Here is a 19,309-nt window from a genome sequence, read left to right as displayed (position 1 = left end):
TGCGGGAATAGCTCAGTTGGTAGAGCACAACCTTGCCAAGGTTGGGGTCGCGAGTTCGAGTCTCGTTTCCCGCTCCATCGCTTTCGGAAAAAGCCGCGTTTGTGATCGCGGCTTTTTGCTTTGGCTTCAGAGGCTGAGTGGCAGAGTGGTTATGCTGCGGATTGCAAATCCGTCTATGCCGGTTCGATTCCGACCTCAGCCTCCATCTTTAACTCCCCAAAAGGCAAGACCATGCTTCGGCCGGTCTTGCCTCACCACATCACATCTGACGCCGGCATGAAATCCTGTCCGGAAGCAGCGCCGTTCGCACCGGCAGTGACGCGACGCATTTTCCCGCTGGAAATCAGCGCCGATGGGAAGAACCCGCCGGGCCCCGGAAGGCGGCGGGTCATCCACTGCTTCAGCCCGCCTTACAGGCTGTAATACATATCGAACTCGACCGGATGAGTACTCATCCGCAGGCGGGTCACTTCCTGACCTTTCAGGTCGAGGTAAGCATCGATCATGTCATCGGTGAAGACACCACCACGGGTGAGGAACTCGCGATCCTTGTCCAGCGCTTCCAAGGCCTGATCGAAGGAATAGCACACCTGAGGAATGGCCTTCTCTTCTTCCGGCGGCAGATCGTACAGATCCTTGTCCATGGCATCGCCCGGATGGATCTTGTTCTGGATGCCGTCGAGACCGGCCATCAGCATCGCCGCGAACGCAAGGTAAGGATTCGCAGTGGAATCCGGGAAACGGACTTCGATGCGACGGGCCTTCGGGTTCATCACGTAGGGGATACGGATGGAAGCCGAACGGTTACGGGCGGAGTAAGCCAGCATGACCGGCGCTTCGAAGCCGGGTACCAGACGCTTGTAGCTGTTGGTGGAGGCATTGCAGAACGCGTTCAAGGCCTTGGCATGCTTGATGATACCGCCGATATAGTACAACGCGGTTTCGGACAGCCCGCCGTAAAGGTCGCCGCTGAAGAGATTCTTGCCGTCTTTCGCCAGGGACTGGTGAACGTGCATGCCGTTACCGTTATCGCCGACCAGGGGTTTCGGCATGAAGGTGGCGGTCTTGCCATAGGCATGCGCCACGTTCTGGACGGCATATTTGAGCAGCAGTACCTCGTCGGCCTTTTTCACCAGCGTGTTGCAACGGACGCCGATTTCACACTGACCGGCGGTAGCCACTTCGTGGTGATGAACTTCCACGGCCATTCCCATGTCCTCCAGCGTGTTGCACATGGCGGAACGCAAATCCTGGAAGGAATCGACTGGTGGCACCGGGAAGTAGCCTCCCTTCACCCCGGGACGGTGACCGATGTTGCCGTCTTCATAGACCTTTTCCGAGTTCCAGCCTGCTTCTTCGGAATCGACCTTGTAGAACGAGCCGGACATATTGGCGCCCCAGCGGACGTCGTCGAAGATGAAGAACTCGTTTTCGGGCCCGAACAGCGCGGTATCGGCGATGCCGGTGGACTTCATGTAGGCTTCGGCCCGCTTGGCGATAGAGCGCGGATCGCGCTCATAACCCTGCATGGTGGCCGGTTCGACGATGTCGCAACGGAGGATCAGCGTCGGATCATCGAAGAACGGATCCATGACTGCAGTGGACGCATCCGGCATCAGAATCATGTCGGACTCGTTGATGCCTTTCCATCCGGCGATCGAGGAACCGTCGAACATCTTGCCCTCTTCAAAGGCGGCCTCATCGATCGTCGAAGCAGGAACCGTCACGTGCTGTTCTTTGCCGCGGGTGTCGGCGAAACGCAGGTCCACGTAGCGGACTTCCTTTTCCTTGATAATTTGCAATACGTCTTTCGGTGTCATAGTAAAGTCGTCTCCTCCAGCTAGGATTGGGTAACTCAAGAACTAAACAGGAATTATACCAAGGGTACCGGGCAATTATCTTCTTGATTTTACGCCCGAGTTAAGTGCCATTCGTTTCGAATGGCGCACTATCATAGTGCCAATTGCACTTTGATGGAGCATCGTGATCACAGAAATCCCCGAATACCGGCTATCCCCCAGGCTCCGGCCGATCTGGCGCGAGCGAGATGCCTTAACGCCATTCCGCCCAATGCATAGACCGGGAGGTTGACGGCTTGGAGACATCGGGAGAAATGCTCCCAGCCCAATGGGGCCGACCCCGGATGGGACCCGGTCGGCAACACGGGACCGAAGACGGCGAAATCCAGTTGCAGAGATTCCGCCTTTTCCAGTTCGCTCACATCGTGACACGAAGCGGCGACCCAGAATCGCTCGTCCAGCGGCCTTGAATCGAGGCTGTTCAAGCGCGCGCTGGTTAGATGAACGCCGGCGGCACCGAGCTCGACTGCCAGTTCCGGTTCGGCGTTCAAAATCAGTCGAGTATGATCATCAGCACAGTAGTCCAGGCATTCCCGCGCGAACGCGCGGAAGTCCGTCGGCGACAGCGCCTTCGCCCGCAACTGGATCAGCGAATAGCCTTCGGCTACCAGGCGCCGGAACTGGCGGCGCATGGCCGTGAGACCGCCCGCTGCATCATCCACGATCGGGTAGTGGTACGGCAGCCGAGCCGCCGTTACGATGAAACGGTTCGCCGCCGGAAACTGGAAATCGACCAGTTCATCGGGGCAGACCCAGCGGACGGGCTGTCCCAGACAGCCGCGCGCGACACCGGAAAACCGCCGAACCCGCCAGATATCCAGGACGACCCGCCGGGAGGGATAGTTGTGGCGAACCACCAGCATCGGTTCGGCGCCAGCCACGGCGATGCCCGTCTCCTCCATCAACTCGCGGCGCAGGGTATCGAACGGCGTCTCGCCGGGCTCGATCTTGCCGCCGGGGAACTCCCACAGGCCGCCTTGATCCGCTTCGGCCGGCCGTCGTGCGATCAATATGCGGCCGCCGGCATCTTCGACGACGCCGACGGCCACGCGAATCTCCTTGTTGCCGGAAGGTGTCAACGGAGCTTCAGGTCCGGTACTCAGCGTTGATACGAACGTAATCGAAAGACAAATCGCAAGTCATGATGCGTGCGGACGCCTGCCCCCTGCCCAAGGATACACGCACGGTGATCTCCGGCCGCTGCATCACGGCGACACCACGCGCCTCGGTATAGTCGCTGTCGCGCCCCCCACCGGCAACGATTCGGACCTCGTCCAGCCAGATCGCCACCCGCGAAATGTCCAGATCCTTACACCCCGCCCGTCCGACTGCCGCCAGAATGCGGCCCCAATTGGGATCACTCGCGAAGAAGGCGGTCTTTACCAGGGGCGAATGCGCGATGGTCTTCCCGACCAGCCTGGCTTCGTCTTCCGAGGCCGCTTCTTCGACCAGGATGCGAATGAATTTGGTGGCGCCCTCCCCATCACGGACGATCGCTTCGGCCAGCTCCTCGAGCACCGCGTCCACGGCGGACTGAAAGGCCCTCAGATGCGCACTCCCCGGCTCGATCGGCGATGCTTCCGAGCGCTGGCTCGCCATCAGCACGCAGGCGTCATTGGTCGAGGTATCACCATCGACGGTGATGCAATTGAAGGAGCGGTTCACCGCCTGCTCGAGAACGCTCTGCAACAGCCCGGCCCCGATCCGGGCATCGGTGGCGACGAAGGCCAGCATGGTGGCCATGTCGGGGTGGATCATGCCGGCGCCCTTGGCGATACCGGACACGAATATGGGATAGCCTTCGATATCGATTCTGCGTGTCGCCTTCTTAGGGCGGGTATCAGTGGTCATGATGGCGCGGGCGGCCTTATCCCAGCCTTCCTCCGACAGAGTCTCGTAGGCTTTTGGCAAGGCGGCGCGGATCTTATCGAGCGGCAGATATTCACCGATCACCCCGGTGGAAAAGGGCATGACCCGCTCGGCGGGTCCCCCGACAAGCGCTGCGACCGCCTCGCAGCTCGCTCGAGCATCCGCCAGACCTCGCGCCCCGGTACCGGCATTGGCGTTGCCGGAATTCACCAGCAGCCAGCGCGGTGCCTGCCGCAAATGCTCGCGCGCTAAGGAAACCGGCGCCGCGCAGAAGGCATTCCGGGTGAATACGGCCGCGCAGGCCGAACCTTCCGCCATTTCGATGAGCAGCACGTCGTCGCGGCCGACTTGCTTGATGGCCGCCGCTGCCGTACCCAAACGAATCCCGGCTATCGGAAAGAGGCGGATGTCTGCCAGCTTTCTGTCCTCAGGCGAGGCGGCCATGGCACTGCTTGTATTTTTTCCCGGAACCGCAAGGGCAAGGATCGTTGCGGCCGATCTTTTCGCCGGAACGAACGAAAGGCCGCGGACCTTCAGGAATCGCATAGCCTTCGGATTCTTCCGGCGGTGCGGCGGCAGGTTCTTCGAGGGTCAGAGCGCTGACCTCGGCATGTTGGAACTGCATTTCCTGCGGCTGGCGGCCCTGCTCCTCCATCTCCTGGACTTCTTCCTCGGAATGGACCTGAACGCGGGAGACGATGCCAACCACTTCCTGCTTGATGCTGTCGAGCATGCCGGTGAACATCTCGAAGGCTTCCCGCTTGTATTCCTGCTTGGGATCCTTCTGGGCGTAGCCGCGCAGATGGATTCCTTGGCGCAGATGGTCCATCGAGGCCAGATGCTCTTTCCATGCGTTGTCGAGTACCTGCAGCATCACCGACTTCTCGAAATGACGCATGACCTGCGGTCCGATCGCTTCGACCTTGGCGGCGTAAGCTGCATCGGCCTCTTGAATGATGCGATCCAGTAAGCTCTCCTCATGGAGGTCGGGCTCATCCTCCAGCCATCGCCGTATCGGCAGGCTCAAGCCGATCTCGCGCTCGATCACCTCCTCCAAGCCCCGGACATCCCACTGTTCCTCGAGGCTGTGCGGAGGTATGTGTTCGGCGAACATGCGGCCAATCACATCGTGGCGGATATCCTCGATGGTCTTGGAAATGTCGTCGGCCCGCATCAGTTCGGTGCGCATGTGGTAGATCACCTTGCGCTGATCGTTGGCGACGTTGTCGTATTCCAGCAACTGCTTGCGGATGTCGAAATTGCGCGCTTCCACCTTGCGCTGAGCGTTCTCGATGGCGCGGGTCACCCACGGATGTTCGATCGACTCCCCTTCCTTCATACCGAGGCGTTGCATGAGCACCGCCACCCGGTCGGAAGCGAATATGCGCATGAGGGGATCTTCCAGAGAAAGATAGAAGCGGCTGGAGCCGGGATCCCCCTGACGTCCGGAACGGCCGCGCAGCTGGTTGTCGATGCGGCGCGATTCATGGCGCTCGGAGCCGATAACATGGAGACCACCGGCGGCCACGGCGGCATCATGGCGTTGCTGCCACTCCGCCTTGATCCGCTCGGCCATGGCGGGATCGGCATGAGCCAGATCCTCTTCAAGACTGCCTCCCAGCACGATGTCCGTACCTCGCCCGGCCATGTTGGTGGCGATGGTGACCGCTCCCGGCCGGCCGGCCTGGGCGATGATGTGAGCTTCCTGCTCATGATGCTTGGCGTTGAGCACCTGATGCGGCACGCCGGCCTGGCGCAGGATGCCGGACAGCAGTTCCGAGTTCTCGATCGACGTGGTGCCGACCAGCACCGGCTTGCCGTGTTCGACGCAATACTTGATGTCCTCGACGATTGCAGCGAATTTCTCGCGGGCGGTGAGATAGACCAGATCCCCCATGTCGTTCCGGATCATCGGCCGGTTCGGCGGAACCATGACCACCTCGAGGCCATAGATCTGGTGGAACTCGGCCGCCTCGGTGTCCGCCGTACCGGTCATGCCCGCCAGTTTTTCGTAAAGGCGGAAGTAATTCTGAAAGGTGATCGAGGCCAGCGTCTGGTTCTCGTTGTGCACCGGAACGTTTTCCTTCGCCTCCACCGCCTGGTGCAACCCCTCCGACCAGCGCCGGCCGGGCATGGCGCGGCCCGTGAATTCGTCGACGATGATGACCTGCCCGTCGCGCACGATATAGTCCACATCGCGCTGAAAGAGCGCATGTGCTTTCAGTGCGGCGTTGATGTAGTGCATGAGTCGGATGTTGACGGCATCGTAGAGGCTTTCGTCGGCACCGATCAACCCCTGTTCCACCATCAGCCGCTCGATGGTCTCGTGGCCGCTCTCCGTCAGATAAACCTGGCGGGCTTTCTCGTCCACCCAATAATCGCCGGGGCCGCCCTCCGTTTCCTGGCGGGTCAGATGAGGAATCAGGGTGTTGACTTTGTGATAGAGGTCACTGCGATCTTCGGTCGGACCCGAGATGATCAGAGGGGTTCGCGCCTCGTCGATGAGAATGGAGTCCACTTCGTCGACGATCGCGAAAAACGGATCGCGCTGCACCCGCTGATCCAGGCTGAACGCCATGTTGTCACGCAGGTAGTCGAAGCCGAATTCGTTGTTGGTGCCGTAGGTAATATCGCAGGCATAGGCCCGACGGCGCTGTTCCTGGTCCAGATTGCTGACGATGACGCCGGTGCTCAAACCCAGAAAACCGTAAAGTTTGCCCATCCACTCGGCGTCGCGCCGCGCCAGATAATCGTTCACTGTCACCACATGGCAGCCTTTGCCTGGCAGGGCGTTGAGATAGGCGGCCAGGGTAGCGACCAAGGTCTTGCCTTCGCCGGTTTTCATCTCGGCGATCTTCCCGTCGTTCAGCACCATGGCGCCGATCAGCTGAACATCGAAATGACGCATGTTCAGCACGCGCCGCGAAGCCTCCCTCACCACTGCGAAAGCTTCCACCAGCAGGTCGTCGAGCGCCTCACCGCGACTCAGCCGCTCCCGGAATTCCACGGTCTTCCGTCCCAATGCCTCGTCGCTCAGCGACGCAATCGTAGGTTCGAGCTGGTTGATCTTCTTGACCAGCCGCCTCTTGCGTTTGATGATTCGGTCGTTGCGGCTGCCGACGACTTTTCTGACAAGCTTGCCAAGCATGATTGGGTGAATTCCGGACAAAAACGTAATCCGTGCATGATACCGCAAAACCCAACCCCTGGAAAAATGCAGGGAGTAGGCCGGTGTGCGAACGGGTAAAGCGGCTGCGGAGGTATGCTGCGAAGGTATAATGAATAACGGCAATCTCCCACGCTTACCTCCACCATGAGCACCGCGGCAGCGGCTTTCGACATCAAGACCTTCCTCGCCACCCTCACCGGTGCGCCCGGCGTCTACAAGATGCTGGATCGGAACGGCGAGGTGATCTACGTCGGCAAGGCGAAGAACCTGAAGAAGCGTGTGGCCAGCCACTTCGCTCAACGCGCCAGCTCGCCCAAGCAGAACGCGATGGTGGCCCGGGTGCAGGCGATTGAGGTCACCGTAACCCGCACCGAAGGCGAGGCATTGCTGCTCGAAAACCAGCTCATCAAACGCCATAAGCCGCGCTACAACATCAACCTGCGCGACGACAAAAGCTATCCTTACATCTACGTCTCCACCCACCAGGAATTCCCGCGGCTGGCCTTCCATCGCGGCAGCCGGGCGCGGCCGGGGCGCTTCTTCGGACCCTTCCCAAGCGCCGCCGCGGTGCGCGACAGCCTGAAAACCCTGCAGAAAATCTTCCCAGTCCGGCAATGCGAGGATTCGTATTTCGCCAACCGCACCCGGCCCTGCCTGCAATACCAGATCGAGCGCTGCACCGGCCCTTGCGTAGGACTGGTCGGGCCGGACACTTACGGCGAGGACGTCGCCAACACCTTGTTGTTCCTCGAAGGCCGAGGCGAAGCACTGATCGACCGGCTCGCCCAGCGCATGGAACAAGCCGCCCAGCGCCTCGAGTTCGAAAAGGCGGCGCGCTTCCGCGACCAGATTTCCAACCTTCGGACCGTACTGGCGAAGCAACTCGTCGCCGGCGAGCAGGGGGATCTCGACATGATCGCCTGCGCCATCAGGGGCAATCTCGGCTGCGTCCACGTCGTGTTCATCCGCAACGGGCAGCAGATCGGCGACCGCAGCTTTTTCCCGAGAATGCAGGACGAACACGACGCGGCAGCCGTACTAGAGGCCTTCATTCCCCAGTTCTACCTGGACAAGGAGATCCCGCGCGAACTGCTGCTGAGCCACGAGATCCGCGAACGCGAGCTGTTCGAGGCCGTGCTCGGACAGCAGGCCGGGCGCGGCGTCAAGATTTCCTGGCGGCTGCGGGGCGAGCGCGCCAGGCGCATGGAGCTGGCCTGTGCCAACGCTGAATATGCGCTGAAAACCAAGCTGGCCAGCCAGCAGAACATCGCCGATCGCCTGCGGCATCTGACCGAAATGCTGGGTCTCGCCGAGCCGCCCAACCGCATGGAATGTTTCGACATCAGCCATACCCAGGGAGACCAGACCGTTGCGTCTTGTGTGGTGTTCGACCGCAACGGCCCGCTGAAATCGGCCTACCGCCGCTTCAACATCGAAGGCATTACCGGCGGCGACGACTATGCGGCCATGGCCCAGGCGTTGTCGCGCCGCTACCAGCGAGTTCGCGCCGGTGAATTCGATGCGCCAGACATCCTGTTCATCGACGGCGGCAAGGGCCAGGTTCACGCGGCAGCCCAGGCCCTCGCCGAACTCGGCGTGGGAAATATCCGTATAATCGGCATCGCCAAAGGGCCCGACCGCAAGCCCGGCATGGAGACCCTGTTCCAAACAGGCTGCGGCGACCCCATCGTCGTCGAACCCAACAATCCAGGTTCCTTGCTGATCCAGCACATCCGCGACGAGGCGCACCGCTTCGCCATCACCGGGCACCGGCAGCGGCGGGCAAAAGCCGCGACCCGCTCCCCGCTGCAGTCCATCGCGGGATTGGGACCCAAACGGCGCCAGCAGTTGCTGCGGCAGTTCGGCGGCCTACGGCAGATCAGCCGCGCCGACGTAGAAGCCCTGAGCCGAGTCGAGGGAATCAACCGGCAACTGGCTCAGCGGATTTATGACCTGTTCCACGATCATGGCGCCTGACCCATGCACTTCAACCTGCCCACTTATCTGACGCTGCTGAGGATCGCTCTCATCCCGATCCTCGCGGTGCTGTTCTACCTGCCCTGGAGCGGCGCCCACGTCGTCTGCGGCATCATTTTCGCGATTGCTGCGGTGACCGACTGGCTGGACGGCTACCTCGCACGGCGGCTGGGCCTGACCACCCGCTTCGGTGCATTCCTGGACCCTGTGGCCGACAAGCTGATGGTTGCCGTCGCTCTGGTCCTGATCGTGCAGGCCGAACCCCAGCCGTTGATCGCCGTAGCCTCTGCCATCATCATCGGCAGGGAAATCACCATCGCCTCTCTGCGCGAATGGATGGCGGAAATCGGACAGCGGAAACGGGTCGAGGTATCCGCCCTGGGCAAATGGAAGACCACCTTCCAGATGCTGGCGATCACCCTCCTGCTGCTGGGTCTGGACGCACCGCACGCTGGGGTCAAAACGACGGGTGAATTGCTGCTAGTGGTTTCCGCCACCCTGACGCTGTGGTCGATGATCCTTTACCTCCAAGCTGCCATGCCGGTGTTCAAGGCAAGTACCGAAGCAGAATGAGGACGGGCCCGAGCGGGCGGTCGGCCGAGACCGCTCCCCGGTTCAGCACACCCGGAGCGCCACCATGCTGATGTCATCGCGCAGCGGATTCTTCCCGGCGAATGCCCGCAGCTCGTCCAGGAGTCCGGCGACCATCGCTTCCGGCGACAGCGAGCGGCGTGCCGAAAACTGGCGGCAAAGCCGGCCGATGCCGAAAAACTCCCCTTCGCTGTTCTGTGCTTCGATCACACCGTCGGTGTAGAGCAGGAGCCAGTCCCCAGCCTTCAAGTTTTCGGCCTTTTCCTCGAAGGACACGCCTTTTCTGACGCCCAGAACCAGACCGTCCGCATCCAAAGGGATGCAGCTCTCCTCGCCGCTTCGGAGCAGCAACGCGAAATTGTGCCCCGCGTTGGCGTAGCTGAGCCGGCGCGTCCTGCAATCGTAGCGGACATAGAACATCGTGATGAACAGATCCGCCCCTGACAGATCCTCATGCAGCGCGTCGTTGATACCGGCGAGAATCGGGGCTACACCCTCCCCGCCGACCGGTTCGACCGGTGTTCTGCGCGCCTCAGTCCGTAGCACGCTGCGAACTTCCGCCATGATGAGCGCCGCCCCGACGCTGTGGCCGGACACGTCGGCAATGACCAGATCCACCCAGTCCCCGCGATGAAAATAATCGAAATAATCGCCCCCCACATGGGTCGCCGGCACGCAGAAGCCGGCAATCTCGGCTGTCGCCAAATGAAGCGGTGCCTCCGGAAGCAGCGAGAGCTGGATCTGCTTGGCGATTTCCAGCTCGTGCCGCTCTTCCTCCGCGCGGCGGCGTTCGGTCACATCCGTCTGGATCCCGATGTAGTGGGTGATGACGCCGCTCTCGTCCTTCACCGGTGAAATCAGCAGTTCATTCCAGAAAGGTGTGCCGTCTTTGCGGTAGTTCCTGATCGTCAGCCGGCACGGCCGGCCTGCCCGGATCGCCGCGCGGATTTCTTCGACGCTCGCCGGATCGGTCTCCGCTCCCTGCAGCATCCGCATACTGCGATGGAGCAATTCCTCCCGGGAATAGCCGGTGATCGAGCTGAGCGCCGGATTGACGTATACGTTGGGCAGCCCCTCGGCCTGTGCATCGGCGATGTTGATGCCGACGCTCGCCGATTCGATCGCGCGGTCGCGCACCCTCAGTTCGTCTTCGTAACGCTTGCGGGTGGTGATGTCGTGGTCAACGCCCCGCCATTTGATGAGTTCGCCCCGCTCACCGAAGATCGGCGCTCCCGTGGATTCGGTATAGACTTCGTGCCCGTCCTTGTGGCGATAACGATTGATGAGACGGAAGAACGGCTTTTCGCTCGCCTTCGCCGGTGGCAGGGCGCTCATCCAGTGCTGCCTGTCCTCCGGTGTCAAGAGATCGAAGTAATGCTTGCCGCGCACCTCCTCCGGCTCGAAACCGAGGATAGCCCGGACGGCGGCGCTGCTGTAAAGGTAATGTCCCTGGGGGTCCTGCTCCCAGAGCCATTCGCCCGCCATCTCCGCCACCTGCCGAAATCGCTCCTCGCTCTCGGCGAGCGCTTCCTTGTCCCGTTTCTGTTCGGTGATGTCCTGCTGAATCAGGAGGTAATGGGTCGCTTCGCCGTGCGCATCCAGTATCGGCGTGATGCTTTCGAGCGCCCAGTAGATTTCGCCGTTCTTACGCGACTCCTGGACCTCACCGCGCCATGCTTCGCCCGATCGAATAACCTTGCGCAGACGTCCGAAGCGATTCGCCCTCCCCGCGCCACCGGGACGCGTACCCACCAGTTCCTCTGCGCCGCATCCGGTGAGCGCCGTGTAACCCCGATTCACATACTGGATACGGCCCTGAGCATCGGCGATCACGACTCCAGTAGGGCTTTGCTCCACTGCACTGGATAGCATGAGGAGCCGGTCTTCCGTCTGTTTCCCCGCGGTGAGATCGCGGGTGACACCGACGAACCAACGGTGCTGGTCCCTGCAAAATTCGCCGACGGAAAGCTGGAGCGGGAACAGACGGCCATCCTTCCGACGCCCCTGGACCTCCCGTCCGCTCCCAATGATCCTTGGTTCACCGGTACGAAGGTAACGGCCGATATAGGCATCGTGCTCCTCACGGTAGGGCGATGGCATCAGCAGCGCCACATTGCGGCCAAGGACCTCGTCCGCATGGTAGCCGAACATGTGCTCCGCGGCAGGCGTGAACAACTGGATCACACCCTGGTCATCGATGACGATGATGCCATCGACCAATGTGTCGAGCACTGCCCTCAGGGTCGCTTCGCTATCCCGGCCGCGGCCATCGCTCACCGACGGGTCAGACAGGCGCAACAGGCTCATCGGGCTGCCGGCGACAAGTGGACGGACTTCGCCATCGAGCAGCCGGTCGTTCCTGCCTCCCAGGCTGATCCCCAGCCGCCGCGAGGCCGGTCCGGACATCGGCTCCGACAGCAGTTTTTTTCCCAGCAGAGCCCGCCGCTCGAGGCCTAGGAGGCGTTCCGCCGCTCCATTCACTTCCACCAGACTGCCGGTGGAGTCCACCAGACAGAGCGCCTCGTCGAAGGCGTTGAGTAATGCCCGCAAAAGTTCCTGTTGCCGCATGGATGAAACCGTCAGACCCCTGGGGACCGGCGGAGATCGACCAGGGCTTCCAGCTCCGCACCCAGGACGGCGAACGGCGTCAAGGACGGCGAGGAAGTGTCCTCCAGCTCGTTCAACAACCGCCGGAACCGCATCAGTCTGTGCCGAAACCGTTCCCCGGAAAACGCGGCCAGCGGTTCCGTCGTGCCCGCTTGCAAAGCCTGCCCAGTCAGGCGCGCCGCGGCGCTGCGGAATCGCTCGAGAAGAGCGGCCTGGGCGCGCCGTTCCCAGCGGTCGCGCGGCCGGACGCCCCGGAGCAGGCTGAGGCAGCGGCGAAGCCCTAGCTGTCCGGCAACGACATCGTCCACGGCGACAACCCGCTCCAACGGTGCACCAGCCGATCGGGCGAGATGGGCCAACACCGGGAAATCCCGGAGCTCCCCGAGCGACGCGCTTATCCAGGCTTGTTCCCGGCTCAGGCCGCGATCCGTCAACTCCGTCACCCGCCCGTCCCAAGCGGTACGCTCGGTGTCGCCGAACGATGCCACACGGTGATTCAGATACGCCCCAAGATCAGACCGCCAGGCTTCGATTCCGGATTGACCCGGACGCAGTTCCAGACCTTCGCAGACTGCCCATTCGCACCATGCACACAGGAGATCCGACAGATCCAGGAGCATGCGGTAGGAGGCAGACACCGCCGTGCTTCCGGTCCACCTCGAAACCGTCCTCCGCAACGCTTCACCGCCGAGCACAGCATCGAAGCATAAATAGGCGCCAGCCAGATCAGCGGCCGTCGCGGGATCGAATTCCTCGGCCAGAGTCAGGAAAGACGATCCCGCCTGATCCAGTATGCGATTGCAAATGACGGTGGCGGTGATTTCACGGGCCAGGGAATGGCCGGAGAGAGCCGGTCCATAACGCCGCCTCACCTCCGGCGGAAAATAGTCCGCCAGGATCGGCCGACTCCATTCGGCGTCGAGAAAACCAGGCGCGGCGAGCAGCGCCCGCTTCAGAACCAATTTGGCATGGGCGAGTAGAAGTGCCAGTTCCGGTCGCACCAGTCCTCTTCCCTCACGAGCCTGAACCTCTTTCCGGCTCGGGAACGCTTCGTAGCTCGGGTCCAGGCTGCCGGCATTTTCGAGCCGCTCCGCAAGTTCCAGGAATGGCTCCACATCACGCAGGCAGCGTTCCCGGTCGAGCGATATGGCGAGACTCTGGGAAGCGTTGTCGCGCAGCACCGAATCGCAAACGCTTCCGGTCAGTTCGGCCAGCAACCGGTCGCGCTCCTCCCTACCGCCCAGTACCCCTTGCGCCTGCAAGATGCCCGTGAGTATCTTCAGGTTGACCTCGTGGTCGGACAAATCCACGCCGGCCGAATTGTCCACCGCATCGGTATTGATCCGACCGTTGCCCAGGGCGAACTCCACGCGTCCCTGCCGGGTGAAGCCGAGATTGGCCCCTTCGGCCACCACTGCCGCTCGCAGCTGAATGCCATCCACCCGTACCGCATCATTGGCCCGGTCGCCGACATCGTCGTGGCTTTCCGCACTGCCCTTCACATAAGTGCCGATACCGCCGAGCCAGAGCAGATCGACCGGAGCGGTCAGCAGCAACCGGACGAGCCCTTCGCCATCCACGGACCGGTGGCGTAGGCCGAGCCAGGCTCGGATCGGCGGAGCGAGGGGGATGTCCTTTGCATCACGCCGGAACACCCCGCCACCGGCCGAGATTGCCCGGTGGTCGTAATCCGCCCAACTGGACCCCGGCAGATCGTACAAGCGCCGCCGCTCCCGGTACGACACCTGCGGATCGGGGTCCGGGTCCAGAAAGATGTGCTGGCCGCTGAAAGCCGCCAGCAACCGGATGTTCTGCGAATACAGCATGCCGTTGCCGAACACGTCGCCGTCCATGCTGCCGACGCCGACCACCGTGAAGGGTTCTTTCTCGATGTCCCGGCCCAACTCCGCGAAATGCCGCTTCACGCATTCCCACACACCGCGCGCCGTGATGCCGAGACGCTTGTGGTCGTAACCCTGTGAACCGCCGGAGGCGAAGGCATCCCCCAGCCAGAAGCCGTATTCCTGCGCGATGACGTTGGCCGTGTCGGAAAGACGCGCGGTACCTTTGTCCGCCGCGACCACCAGATACGGGTCGGGGTCGTCATAGGCGATTACGAAAGGCGGGCGCACGATGCCAGTGGCCGTGACGTTGTCGGTCAAATCCAGCATGCCGCGGATGAGCGTGGCATAGGCCACCGTGGCGAGGCGTCGGCACTCTTCCGGATCGCGGCAAGGCGACTTGAGGACGAAGCCGCCCTTGGCGCCCTGCGGCACGATCAGGGCATTCTTGATCATCTGGGTCTGCATCAGGTCCAGTATCTCGACCCGGAAATCGTCGGGCCGGTCCGACCATCGGATGCCGCCACGGGCCACGCGAGCCCCTCGCAAGTGGATGCCCTCCATCGCCGCCGAATGGACGTAGATTTCGCACAGCGGCTTCGGCGCAGGCATGTCGATGACGCCCAGACTGCTGATTTTGAAGGCGAGGAAGAAATCGGGGTCATCGCGGCGCCGGTAGAAGTTGGTGCGCACGGTGGCATCTATCAGGTTGAACAAATCCCGAAGGATATGGTCTTCGCTACTGTCCGCCACATTGACCAGTGCCGCGACGAAGTCCTGCCGCAGCGCCGATTGTGCTTCCTCATCGCCCTGCACATCGGGGCGGAACCGGGCCTCGAAATAGCGGTAGAGTAGACGGGTGGCTTCAGGATTGTTGAACAACGCACGGAAAAAGCTCGAACGGCCGAACCGGCCGCCGAGTTGGCGCCGGTAATCGCGATAGGCCCTGAACACCTGGATTTCCTTCCAGGACAGCCCCGTGGCAAGGATCAAGGCGTTGAGCGCGTCATTCTCCACCCGGCCCGCCGTCACGGCAGCCAGGGCTTCCAACAGCGGTTGGCGCCGCCGCATGAGATCTCCGCCCGGTGCTTCCCCGGCAGCCACGGCGAAACTGCGGACCGAGCAGCACTGCCCTCGGAACTCGAGCCTGAACCAGATCTGATCGACGATGCGCAGTCCCAGATTCTGCAACAGGGGCATGATCCGGTCGAGGTCATCCTCCGCCAGACTGTAAATTCGAAGACGACAGTAGCCATCGCCGAACTGCGGCGAAGGGCGCCACAGATCGGCGGTGCAAGATACCGTCCGTACCACCTTTTCGAGCAGGAGCGCATCCCGTACCGCTGCCGCCGGCGGAATACGCGAGCGGTATTCGAGCGGAAAAATCCGGGCGTCGGGCAAAGACCCCGCGGCGATTCGCCGGCGACGGCAAAATCGCATCAGTATGTCCGTGTAAGCGCTTTCCCAGTTTCCGCCGGCATCCGGCCCCCTACCGTCCAAACCGGCGTCCCCCCGTAAGCTAGGCCAGCTTCTTGCGCATTTCCAGGACATTGCCGCTCTCGGTACGACGGTAGGTCACCGTGTCCATCAGCGTCCGGATAAAAAAAATGCCACGGCCGTGTTCACCCGGCTCGTCGAAATCCGGCATCGGAACGGACTCGAGATCGAAGCCTTGCCCTTGGTCATAAACACGGATGCACAGCTCATCATCTTCGATATGGATCCAGACCCGGACCGTCTTGCCCGTTTCGCCCGGCGTGGCGTGTTCGATGGCGTTGACCATGGCCTCTGTCAGCACCAGATTCATGTGGTAACCCAGCGTATCGCGGTCGCCGCGGTAATCCACCAGCTCCCGGGCGATCTGCTCCGCAATGTTCCCGATCAGCCCGAGGTAGCGGGTCTGGTTGGGGACCACGATGTCGACATTGACATCGGTTTCGCCTGGCATGACCACCTCCCGGCTAATCGCCGCGCAATGCTTCCTCGACGGTGGAATATATCTCGAATACCCGGTGCAGGCGGGTCAGCTCGAACATGGAGCGCACCCGCGGCTGGAGACCCGCCAGCATAAAGACACCGGAGCGCAAGCTGGCATTCTTCTGCCCGGACAACAGGGCACCCAGCCCCGAACTATCGATGAAGCTCACCGGGCTGAGATCGACGACCAGATGGCGTCCGCCGCCCTCCAGCAACTTGAGCATGAAGTCCTTGAGTTCGCCGGAATTGTGGGCATCCAGGCGCGGTTCGTCCAGCCTCAGGACCGTCTTGCCGTCCACGGTTTCGGTTGTGAGCTTCATGCCTGCGGATTCCCCATCATGCGAAAAGACGTCATCCCAGAAAGATGGGCATACTCATACACCGAAGCCTCCGGGCAGACAAGCACGGCACGAGCGGTTCATCGCCGAAGGAGCACTAAGGAAGTCGAGCGGAGCGCGCGAGTGCGCCCCCCCGCGAAGCCGTAGGCCCGGATGTTTTGTCGGAGTCTGCGGCTTCATCGTAGGTGGAGACAAAACATAAGGGAACCGACACGGCGTCGAGTCAGTGGGGGAGCCTTGGCGGAGAGCGTCGCTTGAGAGACGGACGGAGCCGAGGCGGACGCAGGACGGCGCGGGCCGCCGAAGGCAAAGATGTCGCCACAATTTGCTCCCGAGGGTGACAGGGATGTCCCGTCGGGTTTCGCAAAAAATGGCGACGCTCCAGTCCCACGGCCATCTCGCTGCGAAAGCTTTCCTCCTCCGACAACAGGCGGGCGACGGAACGCCCGGCCCGGACTTCGACCACATGGCCGATCAGCGAATTTTCGGATATGTCCATGGATCTCTGTACATCCTGGTTGAGGCGAGCCCTCAATCCTCGGCGTTCCGGTGAGGCTTAGGCCTCCCCGGGTCAGCCTGCTCCGGCTTCCGCGCCGTGCGCAGCAAAAGCAATGCGTTGCCGACGATGACCAGGAAAGCAATAATGGAGAAAATCAGAAACAGCTCCATGACATCCCCCTGCCCATTCACCCACAGACTCGATCGATGACCGGCCGCCAAGGTTTCCATTCTGCCTGGACGAGGAAGACATGAATACATCGGTCTGGCACATCGGACAGATATTGAACTCGGTGCAAAGCACCTTTGTGGGACTCCTGCGCATCTGGTCCATTCCGCTGGTGCTGCTGCTCAGTCTCGCCTCGGGCTACACCACGTATTATGGTCTGTCCTACTTCATCACGGACTGGATCGCACTGATCATCACCGTCGCCGTGCAATCGGTCATCGTGATCTCCTCCCTGGAACTGGCGGGCTGTCACTGGCGCGCCAACCTTGCGCGCGTCCTCACCGTCGGCGCGACGCTGGCCGTCGCTCTGCTGGTCTCGGTGTCGTTCTCGTATTTCAAGTTCTACGAGCTTTCGCAGCAGGACAACACCTTGCTGGCCCGCTACCGCACCCTGGACCGGAATCTGAACGACTACCTGGACCAGGTCAACAAACTGAAGAGCACGCTGATGGCGCGCCAGCAGAAGCGCGCCGAAGCCGCGGCCAAGGAAGCCACCCAGGCCTATCTCGGCACCCTGCAGGGCATACGCGATGAAAACCGGAAACGGGTGGGCAAGGGACCGATGTGGAGCCACTACAACGAGCTCCAGCTCGCGGAACAAAACCGGCTGAGACAGATGGAAGAAAGCTTCGGCGAGCTCGACCAGCGCATCGCGGCCGCGCGCGGAACCCTGCAAAAGTTCTCTTCCGATCTCAAGAATCCGGCCCTCTACGCCGACCTCATGGAACAGGTGCGACAGGTCCAGGGCAAGGCCGACAATCTGGCATCGGTCCATGCTGCCAGCCCGGTTCCCGCCCCGCTCTGGGGCAGCCACGCCGAATTCGTCCGGGGTATCACACCTTCCTTTGCGATGTGGGAGGACCTGTCGCTGTTCGCGCTCGCCTGTGCCGCCATGGTGGATTTCTTCACGCTCGTGTTGTCCTACCGGCTGGAATTCAGTGCGCCCGGCCCATTGACCGAGGAGGAGAAGCTGCTGGCCTTCCACGGACTGCGCGAGTTCTCGCAGTTCGCCATCAACGACAACGACGAGCTGGAATTCGTGTTCGAGAAAACCGAGCTCGAGCGGGCGAAACGCTATCCCGACTGGAACCGCATGTTCACCGTTGCTTTCCTGCTCAACCGGGGGTTTCTGAGAAAGGTGAGCGAACGCAGCGTGGAATTCGCGCCCAACCTCTACCCCATCGTGGCCGAATGCATGAGAAAGGAGCTACCGCAGGCCGGCTCGGGTTTCCACGATGGCAAAGTCCGGCAATTGATCGAGAAAAAAGCCCATGAACAGCGAGCCTGACACCGATCTCTGGGATCCCGGTTTTGTCGGCGGCCATTACCTCGTCACCGCCCGGCTCGGTCTCTTCCGCAAGCTGTTCCTCAAGCCGCGCGATTTCACCCCCCGCTTCTATCACCGCCTCACCGAACTGGCCATCGAGGACTGGAGCCTGCCAGTGCCGGATCTGATACTGGGCGATGCGCTGCGCATCGGCGTCGATTTATCGATACGGTTCCAGCCGACCCTGGACTACGCCCGCAGCAACCCGGACAACCTAGACCAGCTCGCCCATGCTATCAAGCTGCGCTACCAGCGGCTTCTGCTCGATATGGTCATGGAAGAACTGCGGGTGCTGGAGGACCCGTTCTGGCTGACAGAGGGCTGTGCAACGATCGAGCGGCGCGTGGAAACCCTGATCAACGAGGCACTGGCGGCCCAGAGCATCCGCTGCCGCACCCGCTGTATCCTCGCTCCGGAGTTTCAGGCACTGGATGAAGCAGAAGTCGAAAATCTGCCGGCATGGTCACCGCATCGACCGCTGTATCGGGCTTTGCTGCAACGCCAGCGCGACCTTGCCGAAGAAGCCGCACGGCGGCGGATGGAGCAAGAGGCCCGCGACGAAGCCGCCCGAATCGAGCGGGAACGTGCCAGGCTGGCGCTGGAGCAGCTGGAAACCGACTTGCAGAAGGCAAAGTACGCCCACGAAACCGAACGCCTAAAGGCTGCAATCGCCGCGGAAGAAGCGCTGCAGGCCGAACGGCGGGCCGCGGAAGTTCGCCAGAAGGAAGAACAGGTACGCCATGAGCAAAAACTGCGGGAGATGGAAATCGAAGCCGAATTGCAGTCCAAGGCCCGGCGGGCCGAAGCCATGGACGACACCGACGCCCGCCTGCGCCGGGAAATCGAGCTGCTCGCCCTGGAACGCCAGCGCCTGCTGCTCGAGGAAGAGGTCAGGGACATCAAGCTCGCCAAGGCCAAGGGCTGGATCATCAATGCCTCGCGCCGGTTTCAGCTCGGTCAGGACGCCGGATTCGACGAGCCGGAGCCTCCCAGCCTTCCCCCCGAATTGCCGGAAAATTGAAGCACG

General features: G+C 61.9%; 13 protein-coding genes and 2 tRNA genes. 6 read left to right on the top strand and 9 right to left on the bottom strand.

What is annotated here, in order from left to right; genetic code table 11:
* Nucleotide 1: 1 nt before the first annotated feature.
* Nucleotides 2-77: transfer RNA gene (locus N4J17_RS12735), tRNA-Gly, on the top strand.
* Between the two features lie 54 nt (nt 78-131).
* A tRNA-Cys gene (locus tag N4J17_RS12730) sits at nt 132-205 on the top strand.
* Nucleotides 206-410: 205 nt separating this feature from the next.
* On the opposite strand, the gene glnA is transcribed toward N4J17_RS12730, so the two are convergent.
* The 4 genes from glnA to secA all read right to left on the bottom strand — a co-directional run bounded on the left by glnA (nt 411) and on the right by secA (nt 6,876).
* Nucleotides 411-1,820, bottom strand: a complete 1,410-nt coding sequence (glnA, locus tag N4J17_RS12725) for a glutamate--ammonia ligase (RefSeq protein WP_198321565.1) — start codon at nt 1,818-1,820, stop codon at nt 411-413.
* 167 nt (nt 1,821-1,987) lie between these two features.
* Nucleotides 1,988-2,908, bottom strand: coding sequence for a Nudix family hydrolase (locus N4J17_RS12720; protein WP_277458261.1), 921 nt, complete (start codon nt 2,906-2,908; stop codon nt 1,988-1,990).
* Between the two features lie 37 nt (nt 2,909-2,945).
* Nucleotides 2,946-4,172 (bottom strand): bifunctional glutamate N-acetyltransferase/amino-acid acetyltransferase ArgJ, encoded by a 1,227-nt coding sequence (gene argJ, locus N4J17_RS12715; RefSeq protein ID WP_198321563.1) that lies wholly within the window; start codon nt 4,170-4,172, stop codon nt 2,946-2,948.
* Nucleotides 4,156-6,876, bottom strand: coding sequence for a preprotein translocase subunit SecA (secA, locus tag N4J17_RS12710; RefSeq protein WP_198321562.1), 2,721 nt, complete (start codon nt 6,874-6,876; stop codon nt 4,156-4,158). The genes argJ and secA overlap by 17 nt, the downstream gene beginning before the upstream one ends.
* A 165-nt stretch (nt 6,877-7,041) precedes the next feature.
* Here secA and uvrC point away from each other — a divergent pair, with 165 nt between their 5' ends.
* Both uvrC and pgsA read left to right on the top strand, forming a co-directional pair.
* Nucleotides 7,042-8,874, top strand: a complete 1,833-nt coding sequence (gene uvrC / locus N4J17_RS12705; RefSeq protein WP_198321561.1) for an excinuclease ABC subunit UvrC — start codon at nt 7,042-7,044, stop codon at nt 8,872-8,874.
* A 3-nt stretch (nt 8,875-8,877) separates the two neighbouring features.
* Nucleotides 8,878-9,447 carry a CDP-diacylglycerol--glycerol-3-phosphate 3-phosphatidyltransferase gene (gene pgsA, locus N4J17_RS12700; protein ID WP_198321560.1) on the top strand — a complete coding sequence of 190 codons (570 nt, stop codon included), beginning with the start codon at nt 8,878-8,880 and terminating at the stop codon, nt 9,445-9,447.
* Nucleotides 9,448-9,489: 42 nt separating this feature from the next.
* Here pgsA and N4J17_RS12695 read toward each other — a convergent pair whose 3' ends face one another.
* The 5 genes from N4J17_RS12695 to N4J17_RS12675 all read right to left on the bottom strand — a co-directional run bounded on the left by N4J17_RS12695 (nt 9,490) and on the right by N4J17_RS12675 (nt 16,897).
* Nucleotides 9,490-12,033 carry a PAS domain S-box protein gene (locus tag N4J17_RS12695; RefSeq protein ID WP_232470177.1) on the bottom strand — a complete coding sequence of 848 codons (2,544 nt, stop codon included), beginning with the start codon at nt 12,031-12,033 and terminating at the stop codon, nt 9,490-9,492.
* 11 nt (nt 12,034-12,044) lie between these two features.
* Nucleotides 12,045-15,353, bottom strand: coding sequence for an NAD-glutamate dehydrogenase domain-containing protein (locus tag N4J17_RS12690; protein ID WP_232470176.1), 3,309 nt, complete (start codon nt 15,351-15,353; stop codon nt 12,045-12,047).
* 79 nt (nt 15,354-15,432) lie between these two features.
* A complete protein-coding gene (locus N4J17_RS12685) occupies nt 15,433-15,861 on the bottom strand; it encodes an ATP-binding protein (RefSeq protein ID WP_198321558.1) in 429 nt (142 codons plus the stop codon).
* Between the two features lie 13 nt (nt 15,862-15,874).
* On the bottom strand, nt 15,875-16,210 hold the full coding sequence (locus N4J17_RS12680) for an STAS domain-containing protein (protein ID WP_198321557.1): 336 nt from the start codon (nt 16,208-16,210) through the stop codon (nt 15,875-15,877).
* Nucleotides 16,211-16,759: 549 nt separating this feature from the next.
* Nucleotides 16,760-16,897, bottom strand: a complete 138-nt coding sequence (locus N4J17_RS12675; protein ID WP_198321556.1) for a hypothetical protein — start codon at nt 16,895-16,897, stop codon at nt 16,760-16,762.
* Between the two features lie 80 nt (nt 16,898-16,977).
* Here N4J17_RS12675 and N4J17_RS12670 point away from each other — a divergent pair, with 80 nt between their 5' ends.
* Both N4J17_RS12670 and N4J17_RS12665 read left to right on the top strand, forming a co-directional pair.
* A complete protein-coding gene (locus N4J17_RS12670; RefSeq protein WP_198321555.1) occupies nt 16,978-18,243 on the top strand; it encodes a hypothetical protein in 1,266 nt (421 codons plus the stop codon).
* The gene (locus N4J17_RS12665; RefSeq protein ID WP_198321554.1) at nt 18,227-19,303 is read left to right on the top strand and encodes a hypothetical protein; all 1,077 of its coding nucleotides are present in this window, start codon (nt 18,227-18,229) and stop codon (nt 19,301-19,303) included. Before N4J17_RS12670 ends, N4J17_RS12665 begins: the two co-directional genes overlap by 17 nt.
* The last annotated feature ends 6 nt before the right edge of the window (nt 19,304-19,309 follow it).

It is taken from the genome of Methylococcus capsulatus, from assembly GCF_036864975.1.
Taxonomy (GTDB): Bacteria; Pseudomonadota; Gammaproteobacteria; order Methylococcales; family Methylococcaceae; genus Methylococcus.
The sequence above is the reverse complement of the archived record's forward strand: the minus strand, read 5'-3'. Positions and strand labels throughout refer to the sequence as shown.